This window comes from Bradyrhizobium sp. SPXBL-02, from assembly GCF_051853065.1.
GTDB lineage: Bacteria > Pseudomonadota > Alphaproteobacteria > Rhizobiales > Xanthobacteraceae > Bradyrhizobium.
This window is the reverse complement of sequence record NZ_CP182474.1, coordinates 7,255,315-7,271,957: the sequence shown is the minus strand read 5'-3', so window position 1 is coordinate 7,271,957 and position 16,643 is coordinate 7,255,315. Positions and strand designations below refer to the sequence as shown.

Sequence of the window (16,643 nt, the reverse complement as noted above, 5' to 3'; positions counted from 1 at the left end):
GCTTTGCCCACCCTACGGCCCCTGTGGTTATGGGTCACGGGTCTGCGCTGACGCTTGCCCGGGCCACAGCGGTATCTGCGGCACGCTCCCCACATTGACTCCCCCTCCCAAGTCGGGGAAAAGCGCGACCGTGACGATCGCTCCCGACATCTCTGCGAAGCCAGACGGCGCCGAACGCCGTCTCATCCTGATTGCTGCAGCGATCATCGCCGCGATGACGCTGCTCCGCATCGTCTACGCCTCCGTCATCGAGCTGCGCACCGACGAAGCCTATTACTGGACCTGGTCCAAGGAGGCTGCGCTCAGCTTTCTCGATCATCCCCCCGGCATCGCCTGGCTGATCCGCTTCGGAACCGCGATCTTTGGCGACACCAATCTCGGCGCTCGCTTCGGTGGCATCGTCGCGATGCTGGTGACGCAGCTGCTGCTCGCCGACATCGTCCGCCGCCTCACCCATGATGCGCGCGCGATCGTGTTCGCGGTGCTGATGCCGGAAGCCGCGCTCTATTACGGCCTGCTGATGGCCAAGGTCGCGCCTGATGTCGCCATGATCCCGTTCGCGGTGGCGATGATATGGACCCTCGTGCGGCTGGCGCAAAGCGGCGACGGACGCTGGTGGCTGGCGGCGGGGCTGTTCGCGGGCCTCGCGATGCTCTCGAAATTCACCGTGATCATGTTCGCGCCGGCGGTTGCCGCTTTTCTGCTGGTGCCGGATTGGCGCTGGCGCTGGCTGCGCAGTCCTTACCCTTATCTCGCCGTCCTGGTCGCGATCGCCGTGTTCTCGCCGGTGCTGATCTGGAACGCGCAGCACGACTGGGCCTCGTTCCGCTTCCAGGGCGTGCGCGCGACCGCCAATTACGGCCTCTCGCTGCGTACGATCGGCGATTACATCGGCCTGCAATTCGGCCTGGTCGGCTTCGTCATGCTGCCGGTGGTGTTGACGGGCCTGGTGCTGACGGCATGGCGCGGCTATCGCACGCGCGAGCCGGTCGCGATCCTGTTGTCGACCGCGGTGCTGGTGCCGTTCGTCTACTTCTTCTTCAAGTCGCTGACGCTTCGCGTCGGCGACACCTGGCCGATGTTCATGTGGCCGGTCGGTTTTGCCGCCACCGCGGTCAATCTCGTCACGATGAGGAAAGAGGGATGGTCCGCCCGGATGCTGGAATCCTCGCTGTTCTGGGTCAGGACAGCGATCGTCTCAGGCATCGGCTTCACCATCATCGTGTTCCTCTACTACGTCGCCGCGCCCTGGAATCTGCTCGGCAAGCTCGACCCGATCGGTGCCGAAGCCGGCTACGAGCAGGTGGCCGCGCGCGCGCAAGCTGCGCTCGATGAAACCGGCGCGACCTGGATCGCGACCACGGACTACCGCACCTACGCCATGATGCGCTGGCTGTTCCGTGGCCGGGTGCCCGTGATCGAGATCAACGAGCGCGGCCGCTTCCAGGATTTCCGCGATCCCGGCATGGACAAGATCAAGGGCCACGCCGGAATCTATGTCGGGCGCGAGCCGGATAACCGCGCGCCGGTGTGGGAGTCGATCCCGGCCAGGCGCGAGCAGCTCGGCCAGGTCGAACGCCGTTGGCGCGGCGTCCTGACGGACACCTATGTGCTGGAGAAGCTGACCGGCTGGACCCCGGAGCTGTCACCCCCCAAGGACTCGCCGCTATTCCAGTGGAAGGTGCTGGCGGCGCTTACCCTCCCCTGGAGGGGTCCGGGACGAGCGTAGCTCGCCCGTGGTCGATCCCGCGCAGCGCGAGCGGGGTGGGGGTGATCTCTCCGCTCGGGCAGTATTGTAGGGTGGGCAAAGCGAAGCGTGCCCACGCATTTTCTTGCGATCGAAAGAGATGGTGGGCACGGCGCAAGTGCGCCTTTGCCCACCCTACGATTCCGGTCTCGCGGAGGGAGCATCCTCCGCCCGTTTTGCCGCGCTACTCTTCTCCGTCCTTCTTCCGCAGCAGGTCCGTCGCCAGATCCGACAGCTTCGGCGGCGGCAGGGCCGCGAAGGGCAGCGGCCGCGTGACATCGATCGCGGCCAATCCCAGCCGCGCCGTCAGCAATCCGTTCAGCACGCCTTCGCCGAGCCGCTGCGACAGCTTCGCCGCGATGCCGTGGCCGAGCATCTGCTGAACCAGGCTGTCGCTCGCGGCCATGCCGCCGGTGATGGCGAGATGGGTTATGACGTGGCGGAGCAGGCGGATCATGCCGAGCGCGCCGGGACGGCCGCCATAGAGATAAGCGAGCTGGCGGATCAGGCGCAGCGCCGCCACGAACACGAACAGCACGTCGATTGCGGCGCGCGGCGAGACCGCGGTGACGATCGAGACCTTTTGCGCCGCTGACGACACCAGCCGTCGCGCTTCCGCGTCCAGCGGCGACATCAGCTCGCGCTCGGCGAGGCGGATCATGTCGGCGCCGTCGATGATCTCGCCGGCATGGCTCTCCAGCGTCGCGCGGGCGCGCGCCAGCTGCGGGTTCTGGTGCGCGATCTTGAGCAGGTCCTGCACGATGACCCGGCTCTCCTTGCGATCGTCACTGGCCAGCACGGCCGCTGCGCGCTGATGCAGCTTCTCGATGGTCGCAAGCCGCGCCAGCCCGAACGCCTCGCGCCCGATCACCACCGCGAGCGCCAGCGCGGTGACGCAGGCGAAGGCAAGACCGACGAAGCCGAGCGTTTCGTTGCGCGCGAACAGATCCTCGATCAGATGAACTACGCCGAGCCCGGTGCCGAGCAGCGTCAATCCCGCGAGCCCCGACCAGAACAGCGTGCCCCAGGGAAAACCGCGCCGCGCCGGGAGTGCGGCTTGCACCGGCACCGGCAGCATCGCGGGATCCGGCTCCGGCGTGATCTGGATCGTCGCGCGGGCGAGGCGGCTGGTCTCGTCGGCCTCGGTGACGACGACGCCGGGATCGTCCAGACGGAACGTCGCCGGCCGCCGTGGCTTCGATCGGTCGGTCATGACAGCTTGTCTCCGATCAGGAACTGCAAGGCACGGTCGAGGCGGATGTGTGGCAGCGTCGGCTCGTCGGCGCCCTCACGTTCGAGCTTCGGCGGGCGAAAGCGCAGGAAGCGGAAATCGCTGTTCCCGGCCGCCGCGGTCGCGAGCCCGCGGAACGCATCCGTGCCGTTGAACAGCGGTTCGGGATCGATGGGCAGATCGCCCGGAAAGGTCGCAACCTCGGTGTTGCCGTCGAAGAACTCGCCACCGGCGCTTTCGCCTGCGGCCGGTGTTCCCAGGATCGACGGCAACTTGTCGCGGCCCCGCGCCACCTGCGCTTCGCGCGTGGCGCGGACGGCGGCGAGCGCGACGACGTCGATCGCCGCGCCGGTGTTTTCCGCGCGGGCGACCGCGCGCGACACGGCGCGGCGCAGCACCGCCTCGAGCCGGTCGTGGCTGGAATGATGCAGATGATCCGCCTTGGTGGCCGCGAACAGGATGCGGTCGATGCGTGGCCGGAACAGGCTGGAGAGGATCGTGCTGCGGCCGATGTTGAAGCAGTCGAGAATGCCTGATAGCGCGGCTTCGAGATCGTGCAGCGCCTCGGGGCCGGAGTTGAACGCGGAGAGCGCATCGGCCAGCACGATCTGGCGGTCGAGCCGCGCGAAATGATCGCGGAAGAACGGCCGCACCACGACGTCCTTGTAGGCCTCGAAGCGCCGCACCATCATCGCCCACAGCGATCCCTCGCCCGCCTCTCCGCCAGCGGGCAAATCCAGCGGCGCAAAGGTCAGCGCCGGCGTATCGGCGAGATTGCCGGGCATCAGGAAGCGGCCGGGCGGCAACAGGCTCATCGCAAAGCGCTCGTCGCGGCAGGCGCGCAAATAATCGGTGAAGAGCTTGGCGGCCGTCAGCGTCGCCTGCTCGTCCTCGCGCGCCTCGGGCTTGAGCGTTGCGAGATGGGTGTGCCACTCGGCCGCGAGAGGCGCGCGCGGCGCCTCGCGCGACAGCGCCAGGCTCTCCGCCGACCATTGCTCGTAGCTCTTGTGGAGCAACGGCAGGTCCAGCAGCCATTCGCCGGGATAGTCGACGATGTCGAGCGTCAGCGTGCGATCGGCGCCGTTCGGGCGCTGGTAGTCGATCACGAGCCTGAGCTCGCTGATGTCCACGGTCGAGTTCGGCCAGCGCCGTTCCTCGATCAGGGCGCGCAGATGGCTTTCATAGGCAAAGCGCGGCACGGCATCATCCGGTTGCGGCGCCAGGTGCGCCCGCGCGATCCGGCCCGAGGCATAGGCCTCGAACACCGGAAACCGGCCGCCGCGCGTCAGCCCGTGGATCAACGCGGTGATGAATACGGTCTTACCGGCGCGCGACAGGCCGGTGACACCAAGCCGCACCGTCGGGTTGAAGAAGTGCTCGCCATAGTCGATCAGCGCCCGGGCCGACAGCCGCGCCTCCTCGACCATATCCTGGAAACTGAATGCCATATGAACGTGGGGGATCTCGGGCGAGGGATACGCAAATTGGACTAGTCACAAAAGTGGCAATTGCCTGAGGAAATTCAAGCTTTCATACTTCCACCGCCTTTGTCGGCAAATCAGCCGTTTGAACGATGCGCCGATCCCGAGAGACCCATCCAAGAGGGCATTGCCACGCTTTGCGGATTGCCATGACCGTCTTCCAAATGAAACAGTTCGCGTCCAATTCCGTCCACGCCGCAGCCGACGCGATCGGCTGGGATTACGATCGCGCCGAGCTGATCGCCGACGGCATCGTCCACGCGATCGGTGTTCTCTCAGGCCTCATCGCCGCAACCGTGCTGGTGGTGCTGACGGCGGTCTATGCCGACTCCACCGACATCGTCGGCGTCTCGATCTATGTCGCCGGCCTGCTCTCGATGCTGGTGCTGTCGGCGACCTATAATCTCTGGCCGGTCTCGCCGGCCAAATGGCTGCTGCGTCGCTTCGACCATTCCGCGATCTATCTCTTGATCGCCGCGACCTACACACCGTTCATCCTGGAGCTGAAGGACAGCGTGTTCGCGCTGGTGCTGCTCGCCGGCGTCTGGTGCGTGGCAATTCTTGGCATCGTGCTTAAGCTGCTCTATCCCGGCCGGTTCGACCGCGTCTCGGTCGGCATCTATCTCGCGATGGGCTGGAGCGGCATGATGCTCTACGATTCCGTGGTCAGGGCGTTGCCCACGCTGGCGCTGGGCTTCATCCTTGCCGGCGGCTTGCTCTACAGCTTTGGCGTGATCTTCCACGCCTGGCGGCGGCTGCGCTTCCAGAATGCGATCTGGCACGGCTTTGTCTTGGCCGGCGCGGCATGCCATTATACCGCGGTGCTCGACCTCGTGTTGAGCTGACCCGCGACGCGGAATAAGCGGCGCGTTAAAGAGCGACACAAGACAGAGGAGACGTCGCATGCAGGTGACCGGCAAGGTCGTGGTCGTCACGGGCGGCGCAAACGGCATCGGCAAGGCGCTGTGCGAGGCCTTTCACAATGCGGGTGCGGCCAAGGTCGTGGTCGCGGACATGGACGCTGCCAATGCGAGAGCGGTCGCCGCCATGGTCGATGGCGCCGCCTTCAAATGCGACGTCGCGCAGGAAAAGGACATCGTCCACGTCATCGAGGAGACCGAGCGGCAGTTCGGGCCGATCGCGCTGTTCTGCTCCAATGCCGGCATCGGCGGCGGCTTCGATCCGATGTCGGAGAATGCCGGTGGCGCGTCCGACGAGCCGTGGCAGCGCAGCTGGGCGATCCACGTCATGGCGCATGTCTATGCGGCGCGGCATCTCGTCCCCCGCATGAGGGCGCGCGGCGGCGGCTATTTCCTCAACACAATCTCGGCCGCCGGCCTGTTGTCGCAGGTGGGCAGTCCGGCCTATTCGACGACCAAGCACGCCGCGGTCGGTTTTGCCGAGAACCTCGCGATCTCGCACAAGGCCCACAACATCAAGGTCTCGATCCTGTGTCCGCAGGGTGTCGACACCAATATGCTGCGCTCGATCCCCAAGGGCCCGCAATCCAGCGACGGCGACCTGACGCCCGAGCAGGTGGCGAAAGACGTGCTCGCCGGCCTCGAGCAGGAAACATTCCTGATCCTGCCGCACCCGCAAGTGCTCGGCTACATGCGCAAGAAGACCGAGAACTACGACCGCTGGATCGGCGGCATGGCCAAGATCCAGGCCAAGATGCGGGACGAGTTCCGGAAGTAGACGCCGCGATTGATGCTGTCATGCCCCGCCTAGTGCGCAATTGCGCACGGGGGGCGGGGCATCTCAGTACGCCGCGGCGTGTCGGCTCAACACAACCGTCTCGGCGTACTGGATCGCCCGGTCAAGCCGGGCGATGACACCGATAGTGTGGCTACACCGCCGCTTCCTCCACCCGGCTCTGTCTGAGCGCCTGCGCATAGAGCATCATGCCCTCGCGCACAGTGCGCTGCTCGGCCGGCGTCAGCGCCGCCAGCGCGCCGCGCACCTGCTGGCGGCCGAACGCATGGAGTGCTTCCTGCGTGCGCCGCCCCTTTGCCGTCAGCGACAGCCGCTTGCTGCGCGCATCCGCCTCGTCCGGCATCTCCTTGAGCTCGCCGCAATCGATCAGCTTGCGCACCAGGCGGCTGACGCTGGATTTCTCCAGCCGCAGGAAATCGCCGAGCTCGCCCGAATTCATCGGACCGCGGATGCCGATCTCCAGGATCGTGTGCACCGCCGAGGGCGGATAGCCCGAGGCCGCCACCGTGGCGTCCATGAAGCCGAGCTCGCGCACCATCAGGCGTGAGGCGGCGCGGATGTCGTCGATCAGCGAAAGCTCAGCCATCTTGACTCCGGGCATATAGTTGTATCATACAACTATATGCGCGCAACGGCGCGCGCAAGTGTTTTGGAGTGGACCATGAGCGGAGCTTTGCCGGCAGGTCATCGGATGAGCGGCAAGGTCTGCCTGGTCACGGGCGGCGGCAGCGGCATCGGGCGCGCCACAGCCTTGCGGATGGCTACCGAAGGGGCGGAAGCGGTCATCGTCGCCGGCCGGCGCGAGGCCGAGATCGAGGCCACCGCCGCCGCGTGCCGCGAGCTCGGCACGGAGGCGATCGCGCTCAAGACCGACATCACGAAGGAAGACGAGGTCGCGCGCCTCGTCGGCACGGCCGTCGAGCGCTGCGGCCGGCTCGACGTCGCCTTCAACAATGCCGGCTTCCAGGAGCGCCGGGCACCGCTGGAGGAACAGGGCACGGAGATCTACGACAGCGTGTTCGACACCAATGTTCGCGCGCTCTTCCTGTGCCTGCGCCATCAATTGCCGGCGATGCTGGCGAAAGGCCGCGGCAGCATCGTCGTCAACGCCTCCGTCAGCGGCGTGCGCAACCCCAATCCCGGCTTCTCGCTCTATTCGGCCTCCAAGGCTGCCGCGATCTCGTTGACGCGCTCGGCGGCGATGGAGAACGCGCCGCGCGGCATCCGCATCAACGCCGTCGCGCCCGGCCGCGTCGTCACCGACATGATGCTGCGCGCCGGCGTCGGCGACGTTGCGACGGTCAGCGCAGGCCTGCCGTTGCGGCGGATGGGCAGCCCGGAGGAAGTGGCCGAGGCCGTGGTGTGGCTGTCGTCGGATGCGTCGTCCTATGTGGTCGGGCACGTGCTCGCCGCGGATGGAGGATTTCTGGCGTCGTGATGCCGTAGCCGGGATGAGCGCGCGTCAGTGTTTCTGCCCGTACAGCACCGGCACCGCCGAATCCACGACGACCTCGACAAGGCTCGTGCCCTCGAACGCCATCCCGCGCTTCAGCGCTTCGCCCAGCTCCGTCGCCTTCGTCACCCGCATCGCATGGCAACCCATGCTCTCGGCAAGCCGGACGAAATCGATCCCCGGCAGCTCCAGCCCAGGAACGTTCCGCACCTGCATCACCTGGCTGAACGAGCGCATCGCGCCGTAGCCGGAATTGTTGATGACGATGACGGTGAGCGGCAGCTTGCGCTGCGCCGCGGTCCAGAGCGCCTGGATTGAATACATCGCCGAGCCGTCACCGATCAGGCACACGGTGCGCTGCTTCGGCTTGCCCAGTGCCATGCCGACCGCGGCGGGCAGGGAATAGCCGAGGCCGCCGCTCGACATGGTGTAGAAACTGTCCTGGCCGCGCATCGGCATGAACTTCTGCATCGCCGGACGGTGCGAGGGCACTTCCTCCACCAGCGATGCGCCGTCGGGCATCGCCTGCGACAGCGAATGCAGCAGGAATTCGACCGGCAGCGGATCGGCGGCCTGCGGCGCCGGTGGCAGCGTGCGGCCTTTTGGCGTGACGCGCTTGCTCTCGGGCAGCAGGTCGAGCAGCAGGCTCAGCGCTGGCTTCATCGTGGCGATGATGCTGGTGCCGACCGGAGTCACCGCGGCGGCATCCGCATCATCCGTGATCTGGAAGATGCTCGCGCCGCCGTCGAAGATCGCGGCGTGGCCTTCGACATGGAAGGTGAACACCGGCGCGCCGATGACGACGATGAGATCGTGCTCGCGCAGCGCATCGGACAGCTGCGCCGGCGAGGCATGCAGAAAGCCCGCAAATTGCGGATGCCGCTCGGGGAAGGAGCAGCGGGCCGAGAACGGACTGACCCAGACGCTCGCCTTGGCCTTCTCGGCCACGCGCACCATCAGCTCGACCGCGCCGGCGCGATCGATTCCGGGACCGACGACGAGGGCAGGGTGCTTTGCCGAGCCGAGCGCAGCCACCAGCGCCTTCATCGGCTCCAGCTCCGGCCCGATCTCGCGACTGACCTTGCGCGCCTCGATCGGCGCGCAGGCATGGGACCAGTCGTCGATCGGAATCGACACAAAGGTCGGCCCGCACGGCGGCTGCATTGCGGTGTAATAGGCCCGTGAAATCGCGGCCGGCACGTCCTCGGCCCGCGCCGGCTCGACGCTGTACTTGACGTAAGGTCGCGGAAACTCCGAGGCGCGCTCGGCATAGAGGAACGCCTGCAAGGGAAGAATCGAGCGCGCCTGCTGGCCCGCGGTGATCACCAGTGGCGTCTGGTTGCGGTGGGCGGTGTAGATGTTGCCGAGCGCGTTGCCGACGCCGGCGGCCGAATGCAGATTGACGAAACCGGCATTGCGCGTCGCCTGCGCATAGCCGTCTGCCATGCCGACGGCAGAGGCTTCCTGCAGCGCCAGCACGTAGTCGATATCGCCGGGCCAGTCGCTGAGGAACGGCAGCTCGGTCGAACCAGGGTTGCCGAACACCCTGTCGATGCCGAAGGCGCGCAAGAGGTCGAGCGTTGCCTGCTTGACGGTGACGGACTTGCTGCCGGTCTTGCTGTTCTTGGCCATGGTTTCCGTCCCTGTTTATTGGCGCATTACTAGCCCCGCCCGTCATTGCGAGCGAAGCGAAGCAATCCAGATCTCTCCGCGGAGGCAGTCTGGATTGCTTCGTCGCTTCGCGCCTCGCAATGACGAGGAGAGACTATTACCACACCGCCGTGCCCTTCATCGTCGGCTGCCCCTCCGCGTTCGCGGTCCAAAGCTCCATGCTCTCGCCGCTGTCATTGGCGTTGACCGAGAACTCCGTGCCCTCGAACAGCGGCTGCACGCCGCGATACGTAAACTTCTTCGGTGCCTTGCCGCCGCGCAGCTTCGCCGCCATCTCGACGATCAGCGCCGCCTGCAGCGGGCCGTGGAAGATCAGGCCCGGATAGCCCTCGACCTTGGTGACGTAATCGCGGTCGTAATGGATGCGGTGGCCGTTGAAGGTCAGTGCGGAATAGCGGAACAGCAGCACGGGATCGGACACATGGCTCTCGCGGTGCTGTGCCTTGGGCGGCGGAGGCGGCGCCTTGCCGCCGGCCGGCGCGCTGCCCGTCATCTCGCGATAGACGATGTCCTGCCGCTCGCGGATCGCCGTGCCCCTCGGCGAGGAGATGCTGTGCTCGACCGAGACGAAGCACAGCGTGCCGGTCGAGCCGGTCTTGATCTGCACGTCGGCGATGCGCGAGGTCCGCGTCGATTCATCGCCGACCTGCAGCGGCTGCAGGAACTCGATCTCGCCGCCGGCCCACATCCGGCGCGGCAGCGGCACCGGCGGCAGGAAGCCGCCGCGGGTCGGGTGGCCGTCGGGGCCGAGCATCGACATCGGAAACACCGGCTGCGCCAGGCACCAGTGCGCCGTGAACGGGGCAGCGTCGCCGGCCTTGGGCTCGCCGACGTCCTGGAACAATGTCGCGCGCAGGCCCTTCACGAGCTGCGCGGTGACGACGTCGGTGGCCTCCTGGCTGCGGCCGATCCATTGCCGCAAATGATCGATGTCGAGCTTCTCGGTCATGACGCCTCGCTCTGTTTATTTGGACTGGGGACGCTCGCCGATGGCGGGCACGGCGCCGTAAGAGCGCGTCTCGCCGACGACGATCGGCGCCGGCGCGGGATAGCTGACACGGCCGTTCGGCGTGTCGACCTCGATGCGCCGCAGATGCGGATGGTTGGTGAGGTCGGCCATGGTGTTGACTTCGGCAAAGGCGATGTCGGCGTCCGACAGCCGCTTCAACAGCTCATCGCGCGTCATCCTGCCGAAGATGTCGGCCACGGACTTGTCGGTGAAATCCCGGTTACGCACGCGCTCGACCATGTTGGCGACGCGGGGATCGGCCGGCAGGTCCGGCTGATCCAGCACTTTTGCGCACAGCGTCTTCCACTCGCGCTCGCTCTGGATCGAGATCAGGATGTCCTTGCCGTCCCTGGAGGTGAACACGCCATAGGGCGCGATCGAGGGATGGCGCAGGCCCATGCGCTTGGGCGGATTGCCGGCTTCCGCGTTGAGCAGCGGCACGGTGCACCAGTCCGCCATCACGTCGAACATGGAGATGCGGATGTCGGCGCCCTTGCCACTGCGCCCGCGCGCGATCAGTGCCTCCAGGATCGCCGCATGCGCGGTCGCGCCGGTCGCGACGTCCACGATCGACATGCCGACGCGCGAGGCGCCGTCGGGATTGCCGGTGATCGAGGCAAGGCCGCTCTCGGCCTGGATCAGGAGATCATAGGCTTTGCGATGGGCGTAGGGGCCCTCGTCGCCATAGCCGGTAATTGTGCACGAGATCAGCTTTGGATAGTCCTTCAGCAGCCGCTCGCGCGAAAAACCGAGCTTGTCCATCGAGCCCGGCTTCAAGTTCTGGATCAGCACGTCGGCACCCGCGATCAGCTTCTCCAGCTCGGCGCGGCCTTCCTTCGTCGTGAGATCGACCACAGCTGATTGCTTGCCGCGATTGAGCCAGACGAAATAGCTGCTCTGGCCCTTGGCCGCCGCGTCATAGCCGCGGGCGAAATCGCCCTCGGGCCGCTCGATCTTGATCACCTCCGCGCCGGCATCCGCCAGGCGCGAGGAACAGAACGGCGCCGCCACCGCCTGCTCGACCGCAATCACCCTGATCCCGTCAAGTGCTCCCATGGCGGAACCTCAGTACGAGCGCGGCATGCCGAGCACGTGCTCGGCGACGAAGGACAGCACGAGGTTGGTCGAGATCGGCGCCACCTGATAAAGCCGCGTCTCGCGGAACTTGCGCTCGACGTCGTATTCCTCGGCAAAGCCGAAGCCGCCATGGGTCTGGATGCAGGCATTCGCCGCTTCCCAGGACGCATCGGCCGCCAGCATCTTGGCCATGTTGGCCTCCGCGCCGCAATCGAGCCCGGCTTCATATTTGCGCGTGGCTTCCTTCACCATCAGCTCGGCCGCGCGCATCGAGGCATAGGCCTTGGCGATCGGGAACTGGATGCCTTGATTTTGGCCGATCGGCCGGCCGAACACGGCGCGCTCCTTGGCGTAGTTCGTCGCCTTCGCGATGAACCACTTGGCGTCGCCGACGCATTCGGCCGCGATCAGGATGCGCTCGGCATTCATGCCGGACAGGATGTAGCGAAAACCCTTGCCTTCCTCACCGATCAAATTCTCCGCCGGCACCCTCATATCGGTGAAGAACACTTCGGTGGTGGCGTGGTTCATCATGGTGCGGATCGGGCGGATCTCGAGGCCGTTGCTCTTGGCCTCGCGCATGTCGACGATGAAAACCGAAAGGCCATCGGTGCGCTTCTTGACCTGATCCTTCGGCGTGGTGCGCGCCAGCAGCACCATCAGGTCGGAATGCTCGGCGCGGCTGGTCCAGATCTTCTGGCCGTTGACGATGTAGCTGTCGTTGCCGTCCTTGCGCGCGAACGTCTTCAGCGAGGAGGTGTCGGTGCCGCTGGTCGGCTCGGTGACGCCGAACGCCTGCAGGCGCAATTCGCCGCTCGCGATCTTCGGCAGGTATTTTGCCTTCTGCTCGGCATTGCCGTGCCGCAGCACCGTGCCCATCGTGTACATCTGGGCGTGACAGCCGCCGCCGTTGCAGCCCGCGCGCTGGATCTCCTCCAGGATCGCCGCGGCCGCCGACAGCTTCAGGCCCGCGCCGCCGTATTCCTCGGGGATCAGCACCGAGAGATAGCCGGCCTCGGTCAGCGCATCGACGAACGCCTTGGGGTAGGCCATCTCGCGGTCGAGCTTGCGCCAGTATTCGCCGGGGAACTGCGCGCAAAGCTTGGCAACGGCTTCGCGGATGTCGGCGTAATCTTCGGTGTGGTGTTCACTCATGGCGTTTCCAATTCTTGGCGGCAGTTAAGATAACGCCGGCCAACCCACGGGCGTTGTGAAAACAATGCCCGCCCCCTATGCTCATTTGTTATAGCGTATGGAGTAGCCTTCCAGGATTGGCAAGCATGGATTTCCGGCAGCTCAGGACCTTCAGTTGCGTGGCGGAGCTCGGCAGCCTGTCCAAGGCCTCCGACACCTTGCGCGTGGCGCAGCCGGCGCTCTCCCGGCAGATCAAGCTGCTGGAACACGAGCTTCGCACTGAGCTTTTCACCCGCAACGGCCGCGGCATGGTGCTGACCGAGGCCGGCCGCCTCCTGCTCGCGCGCACCTCGGGCATCGTGCGGCAGATCGACCAGATCCGCGACGACATCCAGTCCGCCAAGGGGCCGCCCTCGGGCCAGGTCGTGCTCGGTCTCGTTCCGACCGTGAGCTGCGTGCTGTCGGCGCGCTTCGCGCGGCGCTGCGTCGAAAAATTTCCCGGCATCTCGCTGCGCATCGTCGAAAGCTACAGCGGCCATCTGGTCGAATGGCTGCATCGTGGCGAGATGGACCTCGCCATCCTCTACGGCCGCTCGGCCGATCTGCATCTCAACGTGCAGAGCCTGGGGCGCGACAACATCGTCGCGGTCGGCCCGCGCGGCTGCGGGCTGGCGCGGAAGAAGAACGTCGACATCGGCTGGCTGCTGCGGCAGCGGCTGGTGCTGCCCTCTCATTCCCACGGCCTCCGCGCGCTGATCGAGCATGCTGCGGCCCAGCGCAAGATCAAGCTCGACGTCCAGCTGGAAGCGGATTCGTTTCGCGTGCTGACCAGCCTGGTCGAGGAGGGCCTCGGCTTCGCGCTGCTGCCGCCGTCCTCGGTCCACGGCGAGGTCGCGGACGGGCGGCTGGAAACCGCCCCCGTATCCAAGCCGATGACGCGCGAGCTCATCTTTGCTTCTCCAATCGACCGCCCGGCCTCGACGGCCTCGCTCGCCATCACCGCGCTGTTGCGCGAGGAGGTCGCCGCCTGCCGCAAGGACGGCGTGTGGGACATCAAGTTGAGTTAGATGGCGTGTGGTAGAACAGCCGCGCGCCATCGTGCCTTCGCATCTGGCGCGAGCTGTCATGCCGGAATTTTATAGCTGGGGGAGGTGTGATAGCCGAGCGTTAGGGACGACGTGCTCCTAGCCCCACCCTCGGTGTCATTGCCCGCGAAGGCGGGCAATCCAGTATTCCAGAGACAGCAGTGCTTGAACCGAGAAGCCGCGGCGTACTGGATGCCCCGCCTTCGCGGGGCATGACAGCGGAGTTTTGGAGAGACGCCTTGCCTCAAAGAACTCCGCAGAGCGGCGCCTACCCCGGTATCCTCACCGGCAGCGTCTCGTATCCCTTGATGAAGCTCGAATAGATCCGCTTCGGCTCGCCAACCACCTCGATGCGGTCGAACCGCTTCAGCATCTCCTCCCAGATGATCCGTAGCTGCAGCTCGGCAAGGCGCATGCCGACGCAGCGGTGGATGCCGAAGCCGAAGGACAGGTGCGTGCGCGGGCGCGGGCGGTCGATGATGAACTCGTTCGGCTTCTCGAACATCTCCTCGTCGCGGTTGCCGGAGACGTACCACATCACGACGCGGTCGCCCTTCCTGATGTGCTTGCCGCCGATCTCGGTATCGGCAAGCGCCGTGCGCCGCATATGCGCCAGCGGCGTCTGCCAGCGGATCACCTCCGGCACCATGGAATCGATCAGCTCCGGGTTGGCGCGCAGCTTGTCGTATTGTTCGGGATTCTCGTTCAGCGCCAGCACCGAGCCGGTCATGGTGTTGCGCGTGGTGTCGTTGCCGCCGACGATGAGCAGGATGATGTTGCCCATGAGGTTGTCGGGGTCCATGTGCCGCGTGGCCTCGTTGTGGGCCATCAGCGACAATAGATCGTTGCGCGGCGCCGAGTTGACGCGCTCGTTCCAGAGCTTGGACATGTAGGCGTAGCACTCGTCCATCTCGCGGCGGCGCTCTTCGGCGCTGGCGACGATGCCGCTCTTGGGCAGCGCGGTCGAGACGTCCGACCAGCGCGTCAGCTTGCGCCGCTCTTCCCAGGGGAAGTCGAACAGGGTCGCCAGCATCTGCGTGGTCAGCTCGATCGAGACCCGCTCGACGAAGTTGAAGGTCTCGTTGCGCGGCAGATTGTCCAGCACGGTCTGCGAGCGCTGCCGAATGAGTTTGGCCAGCTCGTCCAGATGTGTCGGCGTGAACATCGGCGATACCGTCTTGCGCTGCGCCGAATGCCGGGGCTGGTCCATCGCGATGAAGCTCGGATAGTCGTAGCCTTCCGGCACGTCGCGGATCGAGATGCCGCCGAGCTTGGAGTCCGATGAGAAGATGCCGTGATTGGTGTCGACATGCATGATGTCGTTGTATTTCACCACCGACCAGTACGGCTCGATCGGCGCATTGGTGCAGTAATGCACCGGCTCTTCGTTGCGCAGGCGCTCGAACCAGGGCCACAGCGTGTCGTCCTGGAACAGCCGGGGCGCGCCGGGATGGAATTGCGACAGCGGCGTCGCATAGGCCTCCTCGCGGGCCCTGCGCATGCGTTCGGCCTTGTCGGATTTGACCGGCGCTTGGATGTTCATGATCGTGGCTCCAGTTGCGTTCGACTCACGCCGCAATCTTCACCGGCAGCGTCTCGATACCCTTCACGAAACTCGAATAGACCCGCGTGGGTTCGCCGACCACGTCAATATGGTCGAATCGCTTGAGAATTTCCTCCCAAATGATCTTGAGCTGAAGCTCGGCAAGCCGCAGGCCCACGCAACGGTGAATGCCGAAGCCGAAGGACAGGTGGGTGCGTGGGCGCGCGCGATCGATGATGAATTCGTAAGGCTTGTCGATCGCCTCCTCGTCGCGGTTGCCCGAGACGTACCACATCACGACCTTGTCACCCTTCTTGATCTGCTTGCCGCGGAACTCGAAGTCGGAGAGCGCCGTGCGGCGCATATGCGCCAGCGGCGTCTGCCAGCGGATCACCTCCGGCACGAAGCTGTCGAGCAGATCAGGGTTCTCGCGCAGCTTGCGATATTGGTCGGGATGCTGGCTCAGCGCGAGAAGCGAGCCCGACATGGTGTTGCGGGTGGTGTCATTGCCGCCGACGATCAACAGAACGAGATTGCCGAGGAAGTTCTTTGCATCCATGTCGCGCGTAGCAGTGCCATGCGCCATCATCGACAGCAGGTCGCTCTTCGGCGGCTGTTCGATGCGCTCCTTCCAAAGGCGGGAGAAGTAGGCGGCGCATTCGGCGAGTTCGGCCTGCCGCTCGTCCTCGGTCGCGACGAGACCGTCGGGGCCGGGAATCGTGGTGGCGACGTCCGACCAGCGCGTCAGCTTGCGGCGGTCCTCCCAGGGGAAGTCGAACAGCACCGCCAGCATCTGCGTCGTGAGCTCGATCGAGACGCGGTCGACCCAGTCGAACACCTCGCCGCGGGGCAGATTGTCCAGGCACTCGGCCGAGCGCTTGCGGATGTTGATGGCGAGATTGTCCAGGTGCGTCGGCGTGAACATCGGCGCCACGGTCTTGCGCTGGGCTGCATGGCGCGGCGGATCCATCGAAATGAAACTCTCGCGGCGCAGATCCGGATCGATGTCGCGGATGGTGATGCCGCCGAGCGAGGAAGCGGAGGAGAACACCGCATGGTTGGTCTCGATCTCCATGATGTCGTTGTAGCGCGTCACCGACCAGTACGGCCCGAACATCGAGTCCTTGCAGTAGTGCACGGGATCTTCCCGCCGCAGCCGGTCGAAATAGGGCCAGAACGTATCGGTCCTGAACAACTCGGGGTCGCCGGGATCGAATTGCTCCAGCGGCAGCGACGTTGCGCGCTCGCGCAATGCGTCGAGCTTGGCCGCGCTTTCGATGGTCCCGTGCATGACCGTTCTCCCTGGGTATGAACCGCGCGTCGTTGAATTCTGCGCTGCGGTATTTGATTTGCAATTACAGCCGGTTGTCTGCGCCGGGGCAAGGGAGAGTTTTGCCACATCCAACCCTTGAGCGTAGGCCGAATGGAAGCGCGTAGCCTGGATGGAGCGCAAGCGAAATCCGGGAATCGTGCCGCTGCCGCTGTCCTGGATTGCG

At 65.7% G+C, this 16,643-nt stretch carries 14 protein-coding genes; 5 read left to right on the top strand and 9 right to left on the bottom strand.

The genetic code is table 11. The features are described 5' to 3' along the window. Window positions 1–214: 214 nt before the first annotated feature. A complete protein-coding gene (locus ACNJYD_RS33715) occupies window positions 215–1,729 on the top strand; it encodes a glycosyltransferase family 39 protein (protein ID WP_439367545.1) in 1,515 nt (504 codons plus the stop codon). A gap of 202 nt (window positions 1,730–1,931) precedes the next feature. On the opposite strand, the gene ACNJYD_RS33710 is transcribed toward ACNJYD_RS33715, so the two are convergent. Then, window positions 1,932–2,960 carry a YcjF family protein gene (locus tag ACNJYD_RS33710; RefSeq protein ID WP_172788422.1) on the bottom strand — a complete coding sequence of 343 codons (1,029 nt, stop codon included), beginning with the start codon at window positions 2,958–2,960 and terminating at the stop codon, window positions 1,932–1,934. Continuing rightward, window positions 2,957–4,426 (bottom strand): YcjX family protein, encoded by a 1,470-nt coding sequence (locus ACNJYD_RS33705; RefSeq protein ID WP_439364565.1) that lies wholly within the window; start codon window positions 4,424–4,426, stop codon window positions 2,957–2,959. The genes ACNJYD_RS33710 and ACNJYD_RS33705 overlap by 4 nt, the downstream gene beginning before the upstream one ends. 182 nt (window positions 4,427–4,608) lie before the next feature. Between ACNJYD_RS33705 and trhA the strand changes: the two genes are divergently transcribed. After that, window positions 4,609–5,304: a PAQR family membrane homeostasis protein TrhA gene (gene trhA / locus ACNJYD_RS33700; protein WP_172788420.1), complete on the top strand. Its 696-nt coding sequence runs from the start codon at window positions 4,609–4,611 to the stop codon at window positions 5,302–5,304. 58 nt (window positions 5,305–5,362) lie between these two features. Continuing rightward, complete coding sequence (locus tag ACNJYD_RS33695) at window positions 5,363–6,157, top strand: SDR family oxidoreductase (RefSeq protein ID WP_439364564.1); 795 nt, start codon at window positions 5,363–5,365, stop codon at window positions 6,155–6,157. 151 nt (window positions 6,158–6,308) lie between these two features. On the opposite strand, the gene ACNJYD_RS33690 is transcribed toward ACNJYD_RS33695, so the two are convergent. Further along, entirely contained in the window at window positions 6,309–6,761 is a 453-nt protein-coding gene (locus ACNJYD_RS33690; protein ID WP_212260440.1) for a MarR family winged helix-turn-helix transcriptional regulator, read from the bottom strand. A gap of 75 nt (window positions 6,762–6,836) precedes the next feature. Between ACNJYD_RS33690 and ACNJYD_RS33685 the strand changes: the two genes are divergently transcribed. Then, the gene (locus tag ACNJYD_RS33685; protein ID WP_212260439.1) at window positions 6,837–7,613 is read left to right on the top strand and encodes an SDR family NAD(P)-dependent oxidoreductase; all 777 of its coding nucleotides are present in this window, start codon (window positions 6,837–6,839) and stop codon (window positions 7,611–7,613) included. A gap of 24 nt (window positions 7,614–7,637) precedes the next feature. Here the strand turns inward: ACNJYD_RS33685 and mdlC are convergent, their stop codons facing one another. The 4 genes from mdlC to ACNJYD_RS33665 form a co-directional block, all read right to left on the bottom strand. Continuing rightward, window positions 7,638–9,260 (bottom strand): benzoylformate decarboxylase, encoded by a 1,623-nt coding sequence (gene mdlC, locus ACNJYD_RS33680; RefSeq protein WP_439364563.1) that lies wholly within the window; start codon window positions 9,258–9,260, stop codon window positions 7,638–7,640. Between the two features lie 136 nt (window positions 9,261–9,396). Then, on the bottom strand, window positions 9,397–10,248 hold the full coding sequence (locus ACNJYD_RS33675) for an FAS1-like dehydratase domain-containing protein (protein ID WP_439364562.1): 852 nt from the start codon (window positions 10,246–10,248) through the stop codon (window positions 9,397–9,399). A gap of 15 nt (window positions 10,249–10,263) precedes the next feature. Further along, complete coding sequence (locus ACNJYD_RS33670) at window positions 10,264–11,364, bottom strand: CaiB/BaiF CoA transferase family protein (RefSeq protein ID WP_172788414.1); 1,101 nt, start codon at window positions 11,362–11,364, stop codon at window positions 10,264–10,266. 9 nt (window positions 11,365–11,373) lie between these two features. Next, window positions 11,374–12,540, bottom strand: coding sequence for an acyl-CoA dehydrogenase family protein (locus ACNJYD_RS33665; protein ID WP_439364561.1), 1,167 nt, complete (start codon window positions 12,538–12,540; stop codon window positions 11,374–11,376). 125 nt (window positions 12,541–12,665) lie between these two features. Here ACNJYD_RS33665 and ACNJYD_RS33660 point away from each other — a divergent pair, with 125 nt between their 5' ends. After that, entirely contained in the window at window positions 12,666–13,586 is a 921-nt protein-coding gene (locus tag ACNJYD_RS33660; protein WP_172788413.1) for a LysR substrate-binding domain-containing protein, read from the top strand. A gap of 286 nt (window positions 13,587–13,872) precedes the next feature. On the opposite strand, the gene ACNJYD_RS33655 is transcribed toward ACNJYD_RS33660, so the two are convergent. Both ACNJYD_RS33655 and ACNJYD_RS33650 read right to left on the bottom strand, forming a co-directional pair. Further along, complete coding sequence (locus ACNJYD_RS33655) at window positions 13,873–15,147, bottom strand: cytochrome P450 (RefSeq protein ID WP_172788412.1); 1,275 nt, start codon at window positions 15,145–15,147, stop codon at window positions 13,873–13,875. A gap of 25 nt (window positions 15,148–15,172) precedes the next feature. Next, complete coding sequence (locus ACNJYD_RS33650; protein ID WP_212260433.1) at window positions 15,173–16,438, bottom strand: cytochrome P450; 1,266 nt, start codon at window positions 16,436–16,438, stop codon at window positions 15,173–15,175. Window positions 16,439–16,643: the final 205 nt, after the last annotated feature.